Genomic DNA, 17,042 nt, shown 5'->3' with positions numbered 1-17,042 from the left:
ATCTAGAAATGCGACTTATCCCATCACGCGCTCTAAACGACATGCCGCACAAATCATCATTCCCCAGTGCTTCACAGGCAATATAAATCAAACAAGTAAAATCGTGGCGCTATTTTATAGCTTTCAAGAGTTGGTTATAAACTGTTTTGGCTTGTGTCTGATTTTTAATACCGTATACGTGTGTACGTCCATCTTTAAAAATGGTCATCGTATAATCTCCGTAATGAGCTAATTTCACAAAATGATTACTTTTCGTTACGTTGAGTGGTAGATAGTCTACGTGTTCAAAGATTTGAGTGCCAAACCGAAACAAGAATGCATCTCCGCAAAGTGCTTCGATAGATTGTTTTTGCTGTGTATGGAGTAGCTCATAGTTATGACGTATACATGTAGGACATTGGGGATCCTTCAAATTTTCTGCGTTAAATGTGTTAAATTTTAAATTAAAGCAATCGAAGGTCATTATTTTTTGAGAAAAGCCTTCACCAGCGACCCATCGAATGAGTTCTGAGACTTGCATGCTTGTTACTTGAGATACGACGGGAGGTAAGACGCCATTAATAGCGCAACTTTCACCGGTCGTTGGTATGGTTTGGAGCATGCATTTTAAGCAAGGACCTGTATAATCTATGCCAAAGACTGTACCTTTACTCCCAACGGCGGCGCCATAAATCCACGGGATATGCAGTTTATGGCAAGCTTCATTAATGAGGTATCTGATTTCAAAATGATCCATACCATCTATAACGATATCGGGTTGTGCCTCTGTTAAAACGGCTTCAATATTGGAAGGTGTTAGTTCTTGATTTACATCGGTAATGGTTACCTCGCTATTGATAAGACTGAGGTGGGTCTTCAATGATTCTACTTTAGGCACCATACGGGCTGCGTCGGACTCATCGTAGGTTGCTTGTCTGTGCAAGTTGGATTCATCAACGATATCCATATCAATGATTGTTAACTGACCCACACCCATGCGCGCTAGCATTTCTGCGCTATGACTGCCTAATGCACCGGCGCCCATAATCATCACGTGGAGCTTCTGTAGCCGATTCTGTCCTTCTTTGCCAAAATCGTGATAGCGTATTTGTCGACTATAGCGTTCATTCATAGAAATCCAATGCCTTCTTGTGGGCTAGATGCTTGAGCAGTGTATTTAACTGGAATGCGACCAGCTTCATAACTTAGTCTACCTGCATGAATGCCTAATTTCATTGCTTCAGCCATTTTTACAGGGTCTTTGGCACTAGAGATGGCTGTATTTAGCAACACTGCATCTGCACCTAACTCCATTGCATGACAGGCGTCTTTAGGTGACCCGATGCCTGCGTCAACAATGATCGGTACGTTGGCTCGTTCAATAATATAACGTAAATTTAATGGATTATTGATTCCGCGCCCCGTTCCAATTGGAGATGCTAAAGGCATAATCGCGTGTACGCCTAAATCTTCTAAACGTTTGGCTAATACCACGTCATTAGATACATATGGACAAACGGTATAGCCTTCGTTTAATAATATTTCACAAGCTTTATAGGTTTCTAATGGATCTGGCAACAATGTTTCGTCATCACCGATCACTTCAACTTTGATCATGTCACAGACACCGGCGTGATTGGCAATTTTAGCAATATGCACTGCTTCATCTGCTGTTTTTGCGCCTGCCGTATTTGGAAAAGTAATGAATTTTGATAAATCAACTTTTGCTAATGGATTAGGCAATGCTTTGTCGTATAAGTTCATACGTCTGACTGCAAAGGTTAATACTTCAGTTTCAGACGTTTCAATCGCTTGTGTTTGTATCGCTTCGTTGTCAAACTTACCTGTACCTAATAATAAGCTCGCTTTTAATTCAAAGTCACCAATTTTAAACATTTTATCCGCCTCCTACAAATTCTAATAGTTCAAGACAATCTTGATCATTAATCTTTACTGCTTGAAAATCTGCTTGTTTTACTAAATTTTCATTATGCTGAACAATGACTCTATCGGCATCCAACTCTAATTCTTGTAAAATAGCTTGGATACTGACTGCTTGATTAAAAGTAAAATAATCACCGTTTATAACGCATTTCATGTTTTACAGCTCCTTTCAATTGAAAAGTCTTCAAATTCAGTGGGTCTGCGTCCACTTTCAATCCATTCACTCATTTTTAAACCAATCAGTGGTGATAACAGAATGCCGTTGCGATGATGACCAGTAACAACGAATAAATGATGGTCTACTTCATCCATAATGGGTTGACCGTTTGTTGAAGTCGGTCTGATACCAGACCATTGATGAATCAGTTTACTGTTTGCTAAGTTTGGTACGTAGTGTTGCGCTTGTTTGCACAACCAATGTTTTCCGGGTTTCGTCACGCCGATAGAATAATCATCAACATAGCTCGTAGCACCGATTAAATAACGGTGATTCTTTTTTGGAACGATATAGCAACCATTTGTCATAAATAGGGTGGTCTGCAGGTTTAACGTGGGGTGTTCGACTAAGAGTACTTCACCTTTGACACCCGTGACAGGATTTTGGGAAAAATATTGATTTAATAATTGACCGCTCCAAGCACCAGCTGCAACGACAACCTTTTCGGCGCGGTACGTGTCTTTTTGCGTCATGACTGTATAGCCGTTATTTTGCTTTGTAATTGCTTGAACTTCACTATGATCAATCAATTGGATATGGCGTTTGGCTAAGGAAAGTAATAAGGCTTTGGTATATTGATTCGCGTTGACTTGATGATCTTTAGGAATTAGCATCGCGGTTAAAGTTTGAGATTGAACGTTATTGTCTGTAATGGCTTCAAGGGATTTGGAAGATAATAATTGTGTGTTCGAATCGTGCTGGTGTAGAAATTGGAATTGCTGTTCCACAATGGGATTATCTATCTCATTTTTTGCCATTTTAACTAGGCCGCTTTCCAAATATTCAATATCTAGACCGACCTCAGACAGCAAACGATCTTTAAGGGATTGAAACATGGCTTGAGATTGTCTTGCTAAATGAAATAAGCTACAGGATTCCGTAAATTCATTATGTGCACCTAACATACCTCCAGCTGCGTAAGAGGCATACATACCGCGAACATTGCGATCTATAATGGCTATCCGCAGGCCTTTTTGACTTAATTCTCTTGCAATCGACATACCTATTACGCCGGATCCAATAATAATGACATCAAATTTGGTATTCATTCCATCGCTCCCTTAATAATTCCATCGTTTCTCTGTTTTTTCGTCTGAATAGCGTTATACCTGCAATCCCATCAAATCCTTTCGGCAAATCGTTCAAGGTTTGTTCATTCACACCTCCGAGTGCTACGTTTGGCATAGGGTACTGTAACACTTTATTAATTTCTGACTGTGTTCGTGGTGGTTGATTAGGCTTAGAATTTGTTCTGAAAATATGACTAAACAATATAAAATCTAAATTGAGTGCTTGTGCTTGTTTGACACTTTCCTCGTGATGTGTCGACATACTGATTTGAATATGAGGATGTGACTTTTTAAAATCCTTTATTCGTGCGTCAGCTTCTCTAAAATGGATTGCTGATAAATGGCATTGTTCTAAAACTGCAATATGACTATGAATAATGATTTTATTTTTCGGAAAACCTGCCTGTATTAAGCGATTTATCCAATTTATCAGTTGCTGTTGTGACATAGGGGTACGTATCATTAAATAATCAATAACAGATGCTATGGTTGTGTAATGTTGAATATCGTCTGAATCTAAATTTTCAAATTCAGTAATGGCTATAAACATATGGCTCACCTCATTAAAAAAACGTCACTTCTCCGGCTGGAAAAATGACGTTGAAATAACGAGTAATATACCTAAACGCCACTTTCCTACGCCAGTACAAACTGGATCAGGTTCAGGGAATTCCTAAGTTACTACTTCGGTCTCAGCCTTTTACAAGGCACTTCCAGTGGTTTCTCAAACTATTTAATTTTTTAATGATACGTTTCACTAATTTTCTGAATAATTATCTACAATCTAACGTATTCTATTCTTTTTTGCAAGTTTTACTTAAAAACAAATGTGTATATTACGATATTGAATTAACTGGTTGAACACTCTATGGCGCTCACTCCAGAAAAATATTTTTAGCGTTAATCAACGTCAGATATTTCGAGTAATTTACTTGTAATGGCTTGTGTTTGCTGATAAACAGCTTGATATAATTCAAAATAAGCCATATATTGTTCGTGTCTTTGGGCATCAGGTTCAAAGCTATGTTCATATTTTATAAAATGCTTTGTCATATGCGCTACATCCGGATACCATCCTAAACCTAAGACAGCGAGCATGGCTGCGCCCATACAAGGTCCTTCTTCATATTTCAATTTTTTAATTTTAGCATTAAAGATATCGGCTTGGAGTTGTAACCAAAAGTCACTTTTTGCGCCACCACCAATGGATATCACATGTTCAATATTGTTACCCATGTGACGTAGATAGTTAATGGATTCATATAAAGAAAACGTAATGCCTTCTATCACGGCACGCGCGATATCACTGCTATGATGCGACGTTTTCAGGCCTATGAAACTCCCTCGAATACTTGCGTCACCATGCGGGGTACGTTCCCCGGATAAGTAAGGTGTAAATAATAGACCATGACTGCCTAATGTGGATGATTCAGCTTGTGTAACAATTTGTTCATAGCTTAAATGTGGGAGCATATGATTTTTTAACCATGTCAAACTATCGCCAGCTGCAAGTGTGACGCCCATGACGTACGACATATCGTTTACGACGTGATTAAAATAATGCATATTGTGTTTATAGTCGTATTGCTTGTCAGATTCACTCGTTAAGATAACGCCAGAAGTACCAATGCTACACAGCGTTTGGTTTTCATAGACAACTCCTGAACCGAGCGCACCGCATGCATTATCTCCGCCACCTGCAAATACTGCGACATCATGATTTAGGCCTAATTGTCTAGCTATGTCTTTAGTGACGTAGCCTACAAAGGCATCAGAAGTCACGAGCTCAGGATAAATATGGTCAACACCAAATTGTCGGCCAATCTCTTTAGCCCAACATTTTTGCTGATTATCTAATAACAATGTACTAGATGCATCGGAATACTCCATATTTAATTTGCTTGTTAATTTAAAACGCACGTAGTCTTTAGGCAATAAAAACACGTTGGTTTTGAGCCAGTGCTCAGGTTCATTGTCCTTTATCCATAGTAATTTTGTGAGTGTAAAGCCTTCTAGGACGGGATTGTCTAATACATATTCGCCAAGTTGTGCTTTAATTAAATTACATTGTGACGTTGATCTTGTATCATTCCACAAAATCGCATCACGGATGGGTTGGTTTTCATCATCCAGAATAACCAAACTATGCATTTGTCCTGACAAAGATAAGCCCTTCACTTGATAATGATTGAGTGCCTCACTGTGTACTAACTGTTGGATGCAATGGCATGTAGCCTCAAACCAGTCATCTGGATTTTGCTCACTATAACCGTTGGCCACATGCCTTGTTTGTAGTGGTGCATGAACACTTTGTAATACGTTGCCATACCTGGTTACAGCAATGACTTTAACAGCACTCGTGCCAATATCTATACCTAATACGATATCTTGCATATAACGACTCCTTTGTTTACATATTTAGGGAGTGGGGACTGAAATCAAATTGTTTAATAGAGATTTCGTAGTGCTTCCCTAGTACTTCCCTGGCGAGGATGACTGGTATAAGAGTTTACCTGAGCTAACCCTCATGTATCAGTCTCACTAGAATTTTCATGTGAAATGCATAAGTGCATAAGAATGACTCATTTTCATGACATGAAAAAGGAGTGCTTTAAAGAAGTGAGATTTTAGATTTTCAGTCCAGCCCTCTACTGCCTAATTGAAAAAAGATTCTGAAACCATCGATGGATGTCCCAGACTCCCTATTTATAACACGATTTAATTTAAATTAAAAATTTGGGGGAATTTTATTATAGAAAAATGTTGAATATATGGGGGGTGATATAGATTGAGATTTACTAAGGTGAATTAACCGTATGACCTGTTATAACAAACAAAGAAAAGGTGTGAGATAGTAAAAACATGGCTTAAATCATAATTAAGCCACAAGTTAGTCGTCGACATAAAAAAAGCGTTAAGTTATTCAATGCTGAGTAACTTAACGCTTTTTATTTATACACAAATTTAGTTCGCTATTTCTTTTTTAATTTGTTTGGTAGCTTGAACTTGTTGTTGATGTTTTAAATAGTCGTTTATTTCTTGTTGTGACGCTTCTGGATGTTGTTTTTTATAGTTACTTGCTAACTGTTGCATTGCTTTTTTCTGTTGTTGCTGCTTCACTTGATTTCCTTCGCTGCTCTGTTTTTGCTGTGATTGTTGTAATTGTTTTGCTTGCTGAGCATCTAAAACGACCCACGTATCTTTAGGGACTGCCACAACGGTCGTTTTTTTGATTAATTCTTGGTTAGCATGTCCAAAGCTAAATAATGATTTATAAACATCTGATTTCCAAACCCAAACTGTTTTTTTAGTTTGTGTTGTTGCTTTATCAGTATCTTTTACTTCATATGTCGCTTGGTGTTTAACCGATTCTGATAATTGATCTTTATCCATATTTGGTTTAAAATGTGTCTCGGCTTTTTGATCGTCTGAATGATTTTTATAAACCATAATATAATTATTACTATTTTTGCCCATCTCGTTAGCGATTAACATATTGACTGGACTGTCTTTAGAACCAGCGCTATAGATTTCTTTTTTATCAGAAGTGACTACTTTTTTCTCCATTCCCCAATGGTGTGTCATGTTAGCTGTGATACCAATGATCATAAGTAATAAGGCTACTGTGGAAATAGAACCTAAAATATAGCGTGTGACCTTATGAGGAATTAATAACCAACTAACAAATACACATAGCGTTAAAATAATTGTTATGATCATATTATTTGTCCTCACTTTCAGATGAATTCATTTTCAAGAATGGTACGATGAGCACACCGACTAGCGCAAAGAAGATACCTATGATAAATGCTGTATTAAAGCCGTCAATTGACGCTTGTTGCGCCTGTTCAGCATATTTTAAAGGATCGATATCTTTAAGACTAGAAGCGGGCATATTGTTATTAATAATATTTTGTGTAACGGACGTTAATAGTGCTACAGCTATGGATGAAGCAACTTGTCTAGCTGTATTATTGACCGCTGTCCCGTGTGTGCCTTTTTCAACCGTTAATGCATCCATAGCGTTTGTAGTTAAAGGCATCATCAAAATGGCAATACCAAACATACGAATCGCGTAGAGTACAAGGATTAATGTAGGTGAAGTATGATCACTTAAAAATCCAAATGGTATGGATGATAAAGTTAAAATTGAAAATCCGACAAAGGCTAAACGCTTAATGCCCACTTTGTTATATAGCGTACCTGATATGGGTGAAATAAAGCCGAGCATTAAAGCACCAGCGAGCAAGGTCAAACCAGATTCAAAAGGTGAGAAACCATGAATATTTTGTAAATAAGTTGGTAACATCATTTCAACACCGTACATGGCCATAGCAACCACAATCAAACCAATCGTTGCGATAGTGAATCCTTTAGATTTGAATACGCATAAATCTAGGAAAGGATCTTTGGATTTGAGCTGTCTGATTACGAATAGTGTTAAGACAATAACACTGATGATAATCGGTAAGATAACGTAGTTCACACTGTCCCAACCTTCACTTGAAACATTGGAGAATCCCCATAAAAAGAGACCGAAGCCAATACATGACAGAATCAGTGAATATACATCTAATTTCAATTTACGGTTCGGTATAACGTCTTTCATAAAAAAGAAACTCAATACAAATGCGATGGCTACAATAATAATTGGTAATACAAAAATATTTCTCCATGAATCAGAAATCGTAATACCTAATAAGACGTGGTCTTTATCTAAGATCCAGCCTGCAAATGTAGGACCCATAGCAGGTGCTAAACCTACAGCTAAGCCACTTAAGCCCATAGCAGTACCTCGTTTATTGATAGGGAACATATTGATAATAATAATTTGCATTAATGGCATCATCAGCCCTACTGCAATGGCTGTGACAATGCGTCCTGATAAGAAAATAATCCATGCATCGTGATGTGATGGTGCAATAGCCGTTAGTGTTAAGCCGATTAATAATAAACCGTATGCACAGACATGTAACCACTTAGTAGAAATTCTGGTTGCTAGAAAAGCAGATAAAGGCACCATAATACCGTTAGCCAGTAAAAACCAAGTCGTTGCTTGTTGCGCAGTACTAAAATCTATATCAAAGTCATTCATTAAAGTAGGTAAAGCTGTACCTAATGACGTTTGCATGAGTGCACCAGCAAATGTGGCTAGAAGAATAATACTCATAATGATTTTTGGTTTATATTGTTGTCCATGAATGTCTAAGTTCATATTTTTACTTGTTTGGGTAGACATAAACAAGCCTCCTAAAGTTCTTGATAATTAATACTTTGGAAATATAGCATCCTGTATGAATTTGTAAAAGAACAAAATATGATACAATGTATGAAATCGAACAACTTGTATGATTTTGTATTATATTTGAAAAATAGGAGTGATGATGTGGGATATCAAAGGAAGACTACTTTAACTCATAAGCGTATAAAAAACAGTTTAGTAACTTTGTTAGAAACACATAAATTTGATTTAATTACCGTTAATCAAATTGTTGAAGAAGCGGAGATCACAAGAAGTACATTTTATAGATATTATGATGATAAATATAATTTGCTATCAGAGATAGAAGAAGAGATTTTGACGCATTTATACGAAGAACGTCAAAAGATAGATCAACAATTTGCGAAAGAAGATATGTTGAATGTTGAAGTATTTCAACAATTGTTTGAAGCATTAGAGCCATATTCAGAAACAATACGACTTTTATTAGGGCATAATGGAGACTCAAGTTTTGAAATGAAAATAAAGAATGAAATAGGTAAAAGGTTTATCAATTTAGGTGAGCTTCATCATGTATCCAAAGTACGTGAAGATTTAGTGAAAGAATATTTGTATGTTATTTTAATTAAAACATTTCAGTATTGGTCCGCTAATAAAGATAGCATTGACGTGAGAGAAGTGGCATCGACGATGAGAGATATTCAATTAAAAGGTATCAGAAAGACAATTGGGTTGTAAATTCAAGGAAAAACAAATAGTAGAAAAGAGGGAAATAATATGAAAATTCAAATCTTGTTATTTGATCATATTATAAATAAAGGCGAATCCTAGTGGGTTCGCCTTTTTGCATCTATAAGTATTTTATTTGTTACTGGCTATGTGTTATGACATCGCTTCAACTACAGGTTATAACTGTCGTTTTTAAATTTTACTGATTGATTTATTTTGATAGTTAGGACGTATCATTAAATCTATAATAAGGAGGATAAAAGTATCATTTCTTAATATAACCGAGATTTCCGTTAACAGTCTCATAAAAATCGAATTGCATACCTGATTTAATAGCAGCTCCATTTAAATCTTTATCAAGTACTGTCAGTGCTAATTTACCTTTTGAAAGTTCATTTGCTTTGAATTGAACTGTGTATTCTCCAGTTTTGAAAAGATGTTTTTTAATCTCTAGAACTGTATAGTTGGTTGGATCTTTTCTATTTTTTATTTCAAGATATTTTAATTCTGAGTTTTTAGAGTAGAGTTTTAAAAATATGTTTTCATCTTTTTTGATTATTTTTTGCAATATGATATGCATTCTTTTTTTATATTTATTTTCTTTATAGACGTAATAGTATTTATCGTTTGAAAGGTAAAGTGGCTTCTCGTCTTTCTTTAAATAAAAGTTAACAAAGTCTATAATCTCTTCTTTGTCACCATTTTTAATGAGCGTTAAGGCATGTTGATTCAATGTGTCATCTGCATAGTCCAAAGAATTAAAATCATTATCTATCGTATTTAAAATATCTTGAAAGACAGGAAGTAATGTATCAATATTTTTAATGAATCCTTTTTTATAAAATTTACCTTCTAAAATATCTTTGTTTATAATTCGGTATAATAAGTTAGCAAAAATTTTATTGTTTTTGTATTTTTTTGTTAAGTAACGGTAGGCTTCATTTTGCCATTTTATACGATTAAGCACGGTAGATGCTTCAGATTTTACTAAAGAAATATTTTCGTCATAACGATTAGCACAATAAACAACGTCTTGTGTGGTACTGATATTTTTAGTGTTAAAAAACACTTCAGCGAAAAATTGTAAATCTTCTCCAAATATCATTTCTGGGAAACGAATATTATTTTTTTTGATAACACTAGATTTCATCATCCTACCAGCAGGCGCTAAATGATAAAATGATTTTCTAAAATTTTTCAAACCAACTTTATTATATGCAATTTTAGATAAGGCAACACCACTACGTGCAATACGATCACTATATACATATTTTGTAAGACCTGTAGCATAGTCAGTTTTATTTGATTTTAAAAGCGTATATAAATTTTCCAAGGCATCTGAAGGTAACCAATCATCGCCATCTACAAACATAATGTATTTACCTTTGCTTAAATCGATTGATAGATTACGAGGTTTGGCAGGTGTTCCTGAATTTTCATCTAATTGAACAAATTGATAATTAGAAAAACTTTCAATCTTTTTAGATATAATATCAAGCGTATTATCTGTGGAACAATCATCTACAATGATTAATTCAAAATCATTTTTATTCATTGTCTGTGCCAATATACTATTTAACGTATTTTCAATAAACTTCTCCTTATTGTATGTACTTATAAGTATACTTACTTTAAATTTATTTGTTACTTTATTACTTTTTATAACTTTCATTTCATATCCCTTTCTATGTTCATAAGATTTATAATTTGATGAAATTTTGTAATTAGCCTCTAGTTGTGTAAATATAAATAGTGATTTTTTATATTTTGTGATAACAATTAACTTTTGTTATTTATTATACTATTAAAACCAGTAATTATGGAATAGTTTTTAAAAGTTGTATAAATTGTGCAATTCTTTTTGGGGTGATTTTAAAAAAGCAGCTTGTGAATAGTAGCTATTTTTATAGTAGTGGGGGCATAGCGCAACTTAATGTATTTTTCAGTAAATACGTCTTTTATGCGGTTTTCGTTCTCCTACAAAGTAAAAAAATAGCTTCCTTGACGTGTGGTGTCAAGGAAGCTATATTGCTTTTCGCTATATTAATAGTGAAATGAATTTGATTAGATGGAAAACAGTAAATTTATGATGATGGTTTACTTCTGAAATATTGAGTGGGATTACTTTTAAGTTTTGGTTTTCTAGGGACAGGTACGATATAGTTTCCATTTGGAATTTTAATAAGTAAATGAATAACTAGTACAGATAAACCGACGATAATGATATATGAAAGACCATATAACAGTATGCTATCTCTATTATCAAAAATTGAAATTTTTAATACAAGCCATTTTACTAAAGGATGTACTAAATATATCCCCATAGAGTAATTACCAATTAAAGTTAATGTTTTCATAAGTAATTTATTTTTTCTAATTAAAAAATAAAAATAAATCAAAAATATTAAGAAAAACGGTGTATATAATAAAAATGCTGGATGCGATGAGGTTACAAAATAATCTAAATCAATAAACAATAAAAAAGATATAAAGACGACAACAATGGCAGGTAAAAATAACTTGATATACTTTTTGATCAATGAATTGATTTCTTCATAATACTTAGCAAAAATAATACCCAATATAAAATAAGAAATCCAATTGAGTATGAATGCCCTACTTGTTATAAAAGTACCGATAACTGGTATATCAATTGAAATGTGTTCATAGTTTAATTGCCATAAAATAGTGATGAATGTAAATAATAAGTAAGTTAGTAATAAGGGAATCCCTTTTTTAATTTTTTGTAAGAATGGAAATAATATGTAAAACTGCAACACGGTTAATATAAAATATAAATGGTAATTTCCAGTTCCAAATAAATAATAGCTAATAAAGTTTTTATTACTATCTAAATTCACTTCAACAACACCTAAATAATATAAATAAACGGTAGTCCAAATGATATAAGGCACAAATATTTTGGTGAATCGTGATTTAGCGAAATAGTTTAAATCAAAACCTCGTTTTAATACAGAATGGGTTAATAAAAAAGCGCTAATCACTGCAAAAACAGGCGTGCCAAGCCGACCAATTTGACTCAAATATCCTGCGAGAATGGTCATATTATGGTTGTTTTCGCTATTCTTATATGAAACTGATAGATGAACACATACGATAAATAGTGTAGCAATAGATCTAATAATAGGTATTTCTTCAAAATACTTCAACATGCTCCCCCTTAATGAAAATAACACACATCAGCTAATTATAACTGATAGGCGCAGTTTAAACTAGAGTTGAAATTATTTTGGATTTAAATCGATTTTATGTATAAACTCTATAACTTTTAATTTTTGTTGAGTGACATAGGGATAGACATTGAAAAATGACTAGTTAATGATTTAGATATTCTTTTTTATTATACATAAAGAGACTGAGACATTTATTTATGTCCCAGACTCCCAATTTATAACACGATTTAATATAAACTTTATGCTCCTATCAATTTTAGCATTATAAGTGCATTGAATGGGGTTCCAATAAAACGGACAGCTCTGTTGTTAAAGTATCAATATCACATGGTTTTGATGCTTCAATCCACCATACAATAACGCCTACTACAGCTGATGATAAAAATTGGATTGTAATTTCATTATTTTCTTGATTCATGTTGTCGCGCATTTTCTTTGATAATGTTTGTTTAACTATATTAAGATCCGACCTTTTAAACAAAGTCTTTAAAATAGTGTACTGATCGTCAATGACATATAATATTTCACGTAATGCCTTTTCATTATCCTCTGATTTTGCCATGTAAAGATTGCATTGATTTACTGCTGCACTCAAAATAAAATCAATAGCATGGTCTAAAATGTCGTATTTATCTATGAAATTCAAATAAATGGTACCTCTATTTATATTGGCATGCTGAGCAATATCATTCATAGATATTTTATCAAAGTCTTTTTCTCTGATTAGTTCCACAAAACTACTAATAATCAGTTGTTGAGATTTTTCTTTACGTTTAACCATTTTAACTCCTTTTAACATCAACATTTTCAAGTATTTGTTCATTAAGCGTCAATAAAGTTGTATTGTTCATTGAGTTTAAAGTTTAGTGATGATAATTTCAAGTTATTGAACAATTGTTCAATAACTAAACTGGAGTGATAAGAATATGAAAATTTTAATATATGGTGCTGGTGTACAGGGTCAATTTTTGGCTCACGCACTAAATACCAAAGAAAATACTGTTACAATGTTGGCACGAGGGAAAAATTTAGAACAATTGAATCAAAAAGGACTAAAACTTAAACATTTATTACAAAGAAAGACGACAATTGAATATATACCAACGATCAACACACTTTCAGAACAGGATATATATGACGTGGTTTTTGTAACGATGAAGTATTCAGATTTTTATAATGTGGTTCCAACATTAGCTGAAAATAAAAGTCAAAATATTATCTTTGTTGGAAATAACATGAACCCTAAGTTACTTCAAAAAACATTAATGCAACAGAGTCATCATACTAAACATATCACATTCGGCTTTTTGATGACTGGTGGTTCAAGAGAAGATAACGATACTAAGATTTTAAGATTTAATGCTGGTGAACTCAAAGTGGGCAATATGTATGGAGATATTGCATTCGCACATGAACTAAACTCAATATTTAAAAATACGAAAATTAAATTAACATATGAGGCAAAATTTGAAGATTGGTTGATGTCACATGCTGCTTCAATTTTACCAATCAACATGCTTTTTATTCTAAAACAAAGTAAAAGACATCACACGAATGATTTAATAAAGGAAATAATAGCTGCTTTTAATGAAATGTATCAATTGTTGGAACATCAAGGTCATCGTATTAGACCGAAAGCACAGACTATTATTTTTAAAAATTTTAAAGGTTTATCCTATATATTATTGAAAGTAGTTATGAACATTGGACTTATTGATCAAACACAAGGTTCATTTAAAGAGCTTGAAGCAATTTATAACGATATTAAAGTGCTAAATCAAGATACTGCCTTGACTACACGTCATCTAGATAATCTATTTGAGAAAAGTAAATCTGTCAGTGAAAACAACTAAAATCACCGAAGCTAAAATGAAATGTATCCTAAGGTAACGTATGCTACTTCACTATTCTAAAACACACTCTTAGTAGTATTCGAAAATATAGCAAGTAAAAAAGTAGTATAGAAAAATAAAGTCTAACCCTGCCAATCTATTTCAGATATTGCAGGGTTAGACTTTATTTTATATTTTTGATTACTTCTTGACGAAGTTTGCCTCTTAATTCTGCCATGGTATTAAGGTGATATTTTTTATAATCTCCTGAATCAATTCTGAAAGCATGTACTCCTAAAATTTCATTTTTGCTATTTAAAATTGATCCACCAGAAGACCCTGGTTCAGCCATCATTTGATAATAACCCATTGGATTTACATTTCGAGCCATGAGTGAATATTTACCTTTTGAATGATACATAGTACCCATTGGATCTTTTTTATATTTTCCAGTTGGTAAACCGTAATGATATAAGTGAATAGGTGTATTGGATTTGATATTTGTAATCGATTTTTCAGGAGCAATTTTACGTATCTTCATATATTTTGAAATATCTTCATTTGTATACACTAAAGCAACATCGCCATATTGTAACATTTTGACACCAGTTACTTGGAGAGAGCGCGCCACTTTTGAACCTTCTTGTAATAAGTTTATTCTTAAATTTTGTGTTGATGAAGGTGTCATCGGTTTATGTGCTTGTTGATTATTGATGACATGGTTCGCTGTTATTATTGTATGTTTGCCAATTGCAGTTCCAGTGCCATAAGTTAACGCTTTTGCTGTAGGATTCCAATTGAATACAGTTGCAATATTAGCTGCTTTTGCATTTGTATGTTCTAAAGTAACGCCTTTATTACCTGAAGCTTTCATAATTTTTAATGCATCATTGATACCAGAAGCACTGGTTGTTTGACCGAAGTCTCGAACATTATCACTACCAGGTATCTTGGAAGACCATCGTTTTGGCGCTTGATTATAGTAGTTAAGGTTTGTCTGTTTTTTTTTGCTTGATTTTGGCGTAACTTTTACACTTTTAGATGCCTTTGCTTTTTTTATTTGTGTGTTTGATGGTTTGTTTTTTACAGTTGCTGATAATATTTGTGGTTTTTGAATTTTAGTTTGATTGTGTTTTGGTGATGGTTCCACTAGACTTTTCTTAAACTTCGTTACTTTACTAGAAGTTGATGGTACCTGCGGCTTCTTCGCTGTTACTTTGCTAGATTTTTGCCCGGTTTTATTAAGTTTAGTTGATTGAACTTGCGTTTTTACCTGCTTAAATTGTCTTGGTAAAGTATATTTTTTTTTCTTTTCACTTTTGATTACTTTCACATTAGTATTTATATTATTTTTGGTTATTGTATTCGATTGTACGAGTGTTTTGTGGTTTTGTATGGGTTGTGCTATTGTTTGTAGTTTTTTAGACTTTAGTATCTGTGATGCAGGTTGTGCTTTTTGATTTACAGCTTTTTTAGAAGATGAATAAATACTATTGTTTTTAACGATATTTTTGGCAACTTGTTTCTTATTGTTATGGTACAATGAGTTATTTTGATTAAATTTGGTATCCTTTGTTTGAATTGAATTGTTTTTAGTTAATTTATAGTTGGCTGCATGGTACTCATTAGTAGTCGTTTCAGCTGCTTGTAATTTAGTCATATGAAATGTCATTATGAATACAATTGCCATTAATAATGATATAAAGTGGTAAACATATTTATATAAACTTTTGTTCACTTAACCTGTCCCCTTACTGTTATTTGTGTAAAAAGTTAACGCTAACGTATTTATTCAATATTATATACATGTGCTATTTAGTATAGCAATATATTTTTCAAGTAAAAACAAAGAAAATTTTTAAAGTTTTAGATTCACGGTATTTTTTAATAATAAAAATAATGATATATCAGAGATTAGGAGGATGAAATATGCAAAAGAGAAATGATTTTATAGTTAAATTATTAGAAAAAGCATCGATCCAAAACGGAATGCGCGTACTGGACGTAGGTTGCGCTACGGGCGAGGTTACTCAAATTGTTGCCAATAAAGTTGGTGACCAAGGTGAAGTGATTGGTGTGGATATGAACCAAGATATGCTTCATATGGCTGAGGAAAATAAACAATTTGAGAATGTAAAATACATTAAAGGTGATATTTATAATTTGCCTAAAGACATTGGCAAGTTTGATGCAATTGTGGGTAGAAGCGTTTTGATGTATTTACCAGGTGCATATGAAGCTTTAAATGTATTGAAAGGTCATTTGAAACCTAATGGTATATTCTGTTTTCAAGAAAGTGATGCTATTAATAGCGGGGTAGGCGCAGATAATTTACCAATGCATCAAAAAGCGATTCAACTAGTATGGAAAACTGTAGAAAGTGAAGGTGGCGATATTCATATTGGTCAAAAACTTTATACATTATTTCAAAAAGTAGGCGTAGTGCCTGTAGAATTTATCGCAGAAGCAGTGATTCAAACCTCAGACGACAATGATTTGAAGTGGCTTATAGATATCATGGCTACCAGAATGAAAGAACGTCAGGTAGTTAAATCATCTTTTTCTATTGAACAATTTTTAAATGATCTAACAAATGAATCTGAAAAGCATCACAGTGCTTTTATAAGAGATATGGCATTTGGTATTTGCGGTAGAATTTAATAAATCAGCACTTTAAATGATAAATGACATGGAAAGTTTCTAAGAAAAATTAATAGCAACAGTGAGTATATTTGAAAAGTCTTTACAATAGATGAATGATAATAAGGAGCGGGGTCATTCACTGTAACTATAGGCTTATACAAGCGTTAGGTAACTATACGGTTTGTCTGAAGTTAGACTGAACATAGGATAATG

At 33.4% G+C, this 17,042-nt stretch carries 15 protein-coding genes and 1 riboswitch; of the genes, 3 read left to right on the top strand and 12 right to left on the bottom strand.

What is annotated here, in order from left to right; genetic code table 11:
• Nucleotides 1–109: 109 nt before the first annotated feature.
• From ACP7BT_RS10135 to ACP7BT_RS10100, 8 genes are all read right to left on the bottom strand, one after another.
• Nucleotides 110–1,111 carry a HesA/MoeB/ThiF family protein gene (locus ACP7BT_RS10135; protein WP_041080223.1) on the bottom strand — a complete coding sequence of 334 codons (1,002 nt, stop codon included), beginning with the start codon at nucleotides 1,109–1,111 and terminating at the stop codon, nucleotides 110–112.
• On the bottom strand, nucleotides 1,108–1,875 hold the full coding sequence (locus ACP7BT_RS10130; protein WP_041080221.1) for a thiazole synthase: 768 nt from the start codon (nucleotides 1,873–1,875) through the stop codon (nucleotides 1,108–1,110). Before ACP7BT_RS10130 ends, ACP7BT_RS10135 begins: the two co-directional genes overlap by 4 nt.
• A 1-nt stretch (nucleotide 1,876) precedes the next feature.
• On the bottom strand, nucleotides 1,877–2,077 hold the full coding sequence (thiS, locus tag ACP7BT_RS10125) for a sulfur carrier protein ThiS (protein ID WP_002482018.1): 201 nt from the start codon (nucleotides 2,075–2,077) through the stop codon (nucleotides 1,877–1,879).
• Nucleotides 2,074–3,189 carry a glycine oxidase ThiO gene (thiO, locus tag ACP7BT_RS10120; RefSeq protein WP_041080219.1) on the bottom strand — a complete coding sequence of 372 codons (1,116 nt, stop codon included), beginning with the start codon at nucleotides 3,187–3,189 and terminating at the stop codon, nucleotides 2,074–2,076. Before thiO ends, thiS begins: the two co-directional genes overlap by 4 nt.
• Nucleotides 3,173–3,760 (bottom strand): thiamine phosphate synthase, encoded by a 588-nt coding sequence (locus ACP7BT_RS10115; RefSeq protein ID WP_041080217.1) that lies wholly within the window; start codon nucleotides 3,758–3,760, stop codon nucleotides 3,173–3,175. Before ACP7BT_RS10115 ends, thiO begins: the two co-directional genes overlap by 17 nt.
• 66 nt (nucleotides 3,761–3,826) lie before the next feature.
• Nucleotides 3,827–3,935, bottom strand: a riboswitch (TPP riboswitch).
• Between the two features lie 175 nt (nucleotides 3,936–4,110).
• Entirely contained in the window at nucleotides 4,111–5,604 is a 1,494-nt protein-coding gene (xylB, locus tag ACP7BT_RS10110; protein WP_041080216.1) for a xylulokinase, read from the bottom strand.
• Nucleotides 5,605–6,174: 570 nt separating this feature from the next.
• Nucleotides 6,175–6,930: a DUF4811 domain-containing protein gene (locus tag ACP7BT_RS10105; protein WP_041080214.1), complete on the bottom strand. Its 756-nt coding sequence runs from the start codon at nucleotides 6,928–6,930 to the stop codon at nucleotides 6,175–6,177.
• Nucleotide 6,931: 1 nt separating this feature from the next.
• Nucleotides 6,932–8,449 (bottom strand): MDR family MFS transporter, encoded by a 1,518-nt coding sequence (locus tag ACP7BT_RS10100; RefSeq protein ID WP_041080213.1) that lies wholly within the window; start codon nucleotides 8,447–8,449, stop codon nucleotides 6,932–6,934.
• Nucleotides 8,450–8,596: 147 nt separating this feature from the next.
• Between ACP7BT_RS10100 and ACP7BT_RS10095 the strand changes: the two genes are divergently transcribed.
• Nucleotides 8,597–9,169 (top strand): TetR/AcrR family transcriptional regulator, encoded by a 573-nt coding sequence (locus ACP7BT_RS10095; RefSeq protein ID WP_041080212.1) that lies wholly within the window; start codon nucleotides 8,597–8,599, stop codon nucleotides 9,167–9,169.
• Nucleotides 9,170–9,425: 256 nt separating this feature from the next.
• On the opposite strand, the gene ACP7BT_RS10090 is transcribed toward ACP7BT_RS10095, so the two are convergent.
• From ACP7BT_RS10090 to ACP7BT_RS10080, 3 genes are all read right to left on the bottom strand, one after another.
• Nucleotides 9,426–10,832, bottom strand: a complete 1,407-nt coding sequence (locus ACP7BT_RS10090; RefSeq protein WP_041080211.1) for a glycosyltransferase family 2 protein — start codon at nucleotides 10,830–10,832, stop codon at nucleotides 9,426–9,428.
• A gap of 412 nt (nucleotides 10,833–11,244) precedes the next feature.
• Entirely contained in the window at nucleotides 11,245–12,330 is a 1,086-nt protein-coding gene (locus ACP7BT_RS10085) for an acyltransferase (RefSeq protein ID WP_041080210.1), read from the bottom strand.
• A 286-nt stretch (nucleotides 12,331–12,616) separates the two neighbouring features.
• Nucleotides 12,617–13,135 (bottom strand): TetR/AcrR family transcriptional regulator, encoded by a 519-nt coding sequence (locus ACP7BT_RS10080; RefSeq protein WP_041080208.1) that lies wholly within the window; start codon nucleotides 13,133–13,135, stop codon nucleotides 12,617–12,619.
• 145 nt (nucleotides 13,136–13,280) lie between these two features.
• On the opposite strand from ACP7BT_RS10080, the gene ACP7BT_RS10075 reads away from it, so the two are divergent.
• The gene (locus tag ACP7BT_RS10075) at nucleotides 13,281–14,207 is read left to right on the top strand and encodes a ketopantoate reductase family protein (protein WP_041080207.1); all 927 of its coding nucleotides are present in this window, start codon (nucleotides 13,281–13,283) and stop codon (nucleotides 14,205–14,207) included.
• A 163-nt stretch (nucleotides 14,208–14,370) separates the two neighbouring features.
• On the opposite strand, the gene ACP7BT_RS10070 is transcribed toward ACP7BT_RS10075, so the two are convergent.
• Nucleotides 14,371–15,924, bottom strand: a complete 1,554-nt coding sequence (locus ACP7BT_RS10070) for a trypsin-like serine peptidase (RefSeq protein ID WP_041080205.1) — start codon at nucleotides 15,922–15,924, stop codon at nucleotides 14,371–14,373.
• Nucleotides 15,925–16,115: 191 nt separating this feature from the next.
• Between ACP7BT_RS10070 and ACP7BT_RS10065 the strand changes: the two genes are divergently transcribed.
• Nucleotides 16,116–16,847, top strand: coding sequence for a class I SAM-dependent methyltransferase (locus ACP7BT_RS10065; protein ID WP_002482030.1), 732 nt, complete (start codon nucleotides 16,116–16,118; stop codon nucleotides 16,845–16,847).
• Nucleotides 16,848–17,042 lie beyond the last annotated feature (195 nt).

Source organism: Staphylococcus sp. Y174-1, from assembly GCF_049897865.1.
GTDB lineage: Bacteria > Bacillota > Bacilli > Staphylococcales > Staphylococcaceae > Staphylococcus > Staphylococcus saprophyticus.
Note: the sequence above shows the minus strand (reverse complement) of the source record. Positions and strands in the feature narration are given on the sequence as shown.